Annotated in this window: 4 protein-coding genes; 2 read left to right on the forward strand and 2 right to left on the reverse strand. The window is 71.7% G+C overall.

Annotated features, from left to right (window positions below):
* A partial coding sequence (locus ABZ818_RS13675) for a maltotransferase domain-containing protein (protein WP_361413622.1) occupies positions 1-609 on the reverse strand: 609 nt, incomplete at its 3' end.
* A gap of 71 nt (positions 610-680) precedes the next feature.
* A complete protein-coding gene (locus tag ABZ818_RS13680; RefSeq protein WP_361413625.1) occupies positions 681-983 on the reverse strand; it encodes a DUF5133 domain-containing protein in 303 nt (100 codons plus the stop codon).
* A 307-nt stretch (positions 984-1,290) separates the two neighbouring features.
* Between ABZ818_RS13680 and ABZ818_RS13685 the strand changes: the two genes are divergently transcribed.
* Both ABZ818_RS13685 and glgX read left to right on the forward strand, forming a co-directional pair.
* On the forward strand, positions 1,291-1,803 hold the full coding sequence (locus ABZ818_RS13685) for a pep a2 (RefSeq protein ID WP_361413627.1): 513 nt from the start codon (positions 1,291-1,293) through the stop codon (positions 1,801-1,803).
* Positions 1,800-3,944, forward strand: coding sequence for a glycogen debranching protein GlgX (gene glgX, locus ABZ818_RS13690; protein ID WP_361413630.1), 2,145 nt, complete (start codon positions 1,800-1,802; stop codon positions 3,942-3,944). Before ABZ818_RS13685 ends, glgX begins: the two co-directional genes overlap by 4 nt.
* Positions 3,945-4,545 lie beyond the last annotated feature (601 nt).

The following is a 4,545-nucleotide window of genomic DNA, read 5'->3' on the forward strand; positions in this document are numbered from 1 at the left end:
CAGGTCGAGCGGTTCGGAGGCGGTGACCAGCTCCCGCAGCGGATGCCGGGCCAGGACCGCGTCCACCTCCGGCGTCAACGCCGCCGCCAGCCGGGTCATCACCGGCAGCGAGTCGTCCTCGAGCGCCGCCGCCGCGGCGAGCACGGTGTCCCGCTCCGCTCCCTGCGGCACTCCGGCCGCCGCCCGGGTGTGCAGAGCTGCCCCCTCCTCCAGCACCAGCCCGGCATCGATGCCGGCCGGAACCTTGACGGACGCGACGCGGCGCCAGGTGGCCACCGGATCCGCCCAGGCCTCCACGTGGTACGTCCAGCGGCCGGCCGCACCCGGAGTGACCTCGGCGCCCCAGCGGTCGGTGCCGGGCGCCAGCTCGCGCATCGGCGTCCACGGGCCGGGCCGGCCCTCCGGGTCCGTCAGCACCACGTTGGCGGCCACCGCGTCGTGGCCCTCGCGGAACACGGTGGCGGTGACAGGGAACGTCTCTCCCGCGACCGCCTTGGCCGCTCGCCTGCCGCCCTCCACGGCCGGACGGACGTCCCGCACCGGGATGCGGCCGATCCTCGGGGCCGTACTCGAGGCCGTACCGGCGGCCTGGCTCGAGGTCGAACTCATGGGTGTCACCTCCACCGTGCTCAAGGCCGGGCTCGCGCCCGGCCGGGGAATCGGGTCGTGCCGGGCGGGATCTACCTCCCGGCGCGGGAACGCCTCTGGGCCGCCTTCGGCGGGCCCCGGCGGGGCACGGCGCTCCGGTGCGGCCGGCCGCTCTGCTCCCGCAGGTAGGTGCCGAGGCTGGTGCACAGATAGCGCTCGGCGGCGTCCGCGGCCTCCCGCGCGCAGCGTTTGCCCATCAGTACGCACAGGGTGTAGCCCGAGTCCTCGAAGGTGGACCGCACCCGGCGGTCGTCGGGCGACGCGAGCATCGCGCGTTCCCATGCCCGGTAGCGGCGCAAATGCCGGGCGACTTCGGCTTTGGCGGGTAGCAGCATGGCGCCGTTCACCTTTCGGATGCGCTCGATGGGCTCGTTTCCCCGACAGCCGGGGCGGCGACCGCGCACGCGTGGGCGGCGGTCCCGTTTACGGCGCTCGAGACTTCACTCATGGTGCACGTTCAACGACACAGCGTCCTGTTGGATCTTCAACAAGTGCGCTGACCTGCTCGTGTTGCACGAATGGCGTAGCGCGCGCACTGTGGATTCTGACTCAGAGGCAACAAATGTTCACGCTTCGTGATTTCGGGGCTCCTCGCACCTGCGGGAGCGGAGCGTGGGCCTCGCCGGTGAGGAGCCAACGACGATGAAGACCGCAGTGCCCTGTTACTACCACCTCGACGTGGAAGTCAGCCCGGAACGGGTCGGGCAGGTCAGGCGCATCCTGGCCGCGCACCTGCGTTTCTGGGACCTGGAGGACCTCGTCGACCCCGTGTGCGGGGGTGCCGAGATGCTGCTGAAGGCCATCGACGAACACGCCACCGACAAGCACACCTCCATCGAGATGTGGTGGACCGGCCAGCACCTGATCACCGCCGTCGGGGAGAACAACCACGACCTGCGTCCCGACCAGGACCTGCGTGGCTGCCTGGCCCGTATCGCCGCGACCAGCGACGGCTGGGGCTGCTGCGCCTCCCGGGCCGGCAGCAAGATCATCTGGTTCTCGCAGCGGGCCCGCGCCGGGGTGCGCGTCCCGCTGGTCCCGACGGCCCCGGATCCGACCCTGCGCGAGGGTCTGCAGACGCCGCGCGAGATGCCGGTCACGGCACTGGCCTCTCCGCTCAGCGCGCCGCAGGTCGTGCTGGAAGCGGCCCCATGACCGGGCGAAGACGACGGAAAGGGGTACCCGTGTGGAGCGGGTACCCCTACCCGCTGGGGGCGGCGTTCGACGGGAAGGGCACCAACTTCGCGCTGTTCAGCGAGGTGGCCGAGCGCGTCGACCTGGTCCTGGTGGACGACGCCGGCACCCATCGCGACGTGCCGCTGACCGAGGTCGACGGCTTCGTGTGGCACGGCTACCTGCCCGGTGTCGGGCCGGGGCAGCGCTACGGATACCGCGTGCACGGTCCCTGGCACCCGTCCGCCGGCCACCGGTGCAACCCGAGGAAACTGCTCCTCGACCCTTATGCCACGGCGGTGGACGGGCAGATCGACAACCACCCCTCGCTGTACGAGCGGGCCGCGCACGGCCCGGACCCGGCCGACAGCGCCGGGCACACCATGCTGGGCGTGGTGACCGACCCGGCCTTCGACTGGGGCGACGACCGTCCGCCACGGCGGGCGTACTCCGACACCGTGATCTACGAGGCGCACGTACGCGGCCTGACTCGTACCCATCCCGAGGTGCCGCCCGAACTGCGCGGCACCTATGCGGGGTTGGCGCACCCGGCAGTGATCGAGCACCTGACCTCGCTGGGTGTGACGGCGATCGAGCTGATGCCGGTCCACCAGTTCGTGCACGACGGCGTGCTCCAGGGCCGGGGCCTTTCCAACTACTGGGGCTACAACACCATCGGCTTCTTCGCGCCGCACAACGGCTATGCCGCCGGCGGCATGCGCGGGCAGCAGGTCGCCGAGTTCAAGTCGATGGTCAAGGCGCTGCACGCGGCCGGGCTCGAGGTGATCCTCGACGTGGTCTACAACCACACCGCCGAGGGCAACGAGAAGGGCCCGACGCTGTCCCTCCGGGGCATCGACAACGCCTCGTACTACCGCCTGGTCGACGGCGACTGGGCGCATTACTACGACACCACGGGCACCGGCAACAGCCTGCTGATGCGCCACCCCTACGTGTTGCAGCTGATCATGGACTCGCTGCGGTACTGGGTCACCGAGATGCACGTCGACGGCTTCCGCTTCGACCTCGCGGCCACGCTGGCCCGGCAGTTCCACGAGGTGGACCGGCTGTCGGCGTTCTTCGACCTGATCCAGCAGGACCCGGTGATCAGCCGTGTGAAGCTGATCGCGGAGCCGTGGGACGTCGGCGAGGGCGGCTACCAGGTGGGCAACTTCCCGCCGCTGTGGTCGGAGTGGAACGGCCTGTACCGCGACGCGGTACGGGACTTCTGGCGCGGTGAGGAGCACACGCTCGGCGAGTTCGCCTCCCGGCTCACCGGGTCCGCCGATCTGTACGCCCACAACCGGCGCAGGCCGCGCGCCAGCGTCAACTTCGTGACCGCGCACGACGGGTTCACGCTGCTCGACCTGGTGTCGTACAACGACAAGCACAACGAGGCGAACGGCGAGGGCAACCGGGACGGCGAGAGCGCCAACCGGTCCTGGAACTGCGGGGCGGAGGGGGAGACCCGCGACCCGGCCGTCCGGGAACTGAGGGCCCGTCAACAGCGTAACTTCCTTGCCACGCTGCTGCTTTCACAGGGTATCCCGATGCTGTGCCACGGCGACGAAATGGGGCGCACCCAGGGCGGCAACAACAACGCCTACTGCCAGGACAACGAGGTCTCCTGGATCGACTGGCGGCTGACCCGAGAGCAGCGGCAGCTCACGGACTTCACGCGGTACCTGATCGGCCTGCGCAGCGCCCACCCCGTGCTGCGCCGACGCCGCTTCTTCCAGGGGCACACGGCGACCCGGAACGACCAGCCGCTGCCCGACCTGGTGTGGCTGCTGCCGGACGGCCGCGCGATGGCGGAGGAGGACTGGCAGCGCTCCGACGCGCACTCCGTCACGGTCTTCCTCAACGGCGACGCCATCGCCGAACCCGACCGGCAGGGCCGTTCCTTGGTGGACGACTCCTTCCTCCTGCTGCTCAACGGCTACTGGGAACCGGTCGACTTCCGCCTGCCCGGCCGCGCCTACGGCGACCGCTGGACCACCCTCCTCGACACCGCCGAACCCCTGGGCCCCCCGGACGAGGCCGAGCACAAACCCGGCGGCACCCTCCGCGCCGACCCCCGCAGCCTGATCCTCCTGTCCCGCCCCCCGAAGAATCCCCACTGACCACAGCCGGGCGCGCGCCGAGCGGGATCGGCAGCCCGGTGGTGCGCTCCCCGGCCGGGTGGGCCGGAGCGGCCTTCCGCCCCGCGTGCCGTACCCGGCGGCGGCCTGGGCCTGTCGTCGTGCTGGGGCCGGCGCCATGGGTTCCGAAGCACCCGCACGTCCTCCGACCCGCGCCGGGCACGGGATCTCCGGCCCCGGACCGGAACCCCCGACCGGCCCGGACCGGGATCTGCGGCCCGCGTCGGCGCACCGGACCTTGCTCCGAGTTGCGCGCGGCGGGCTCCGCTTTGTGCGTGCCACGACGCCAGGCGTCCGCTCCGGTGCACCTGACCACGCGACCCTGCTTCGGCGCTGGCGTCGGCCCGTGGCCCGTGGCCGGGACGGGTCGGGCGTCGTCTGGGTCGTGGAGTACGGCTCTGTCGGGGCCCTCGCGCGGGTCGCTGCTGGTGTGGATCTCGGCGGCGTTGGCGCATGTTGCTTGCGTCGGCCCGCGGCCGGCGTCTGGGATGGGTCGGTCGTTCAGGCCTCGCGGCGGGATGTCACCGTGAACTGGGCGCCGTCCGGGTCGCGGGGTACGGCCTTGTCGGGGCCCTCGCGGGAC

It is taken from the genome of Streptomyces sp. NPDC047453, assembly GCF_040643155.1.
Classification (GTDB): domain Bacteria; phylum Actinomycetota; class Actinomycetes; order Streptomycetales; family Streptomycetaceae; genus Streptomyces.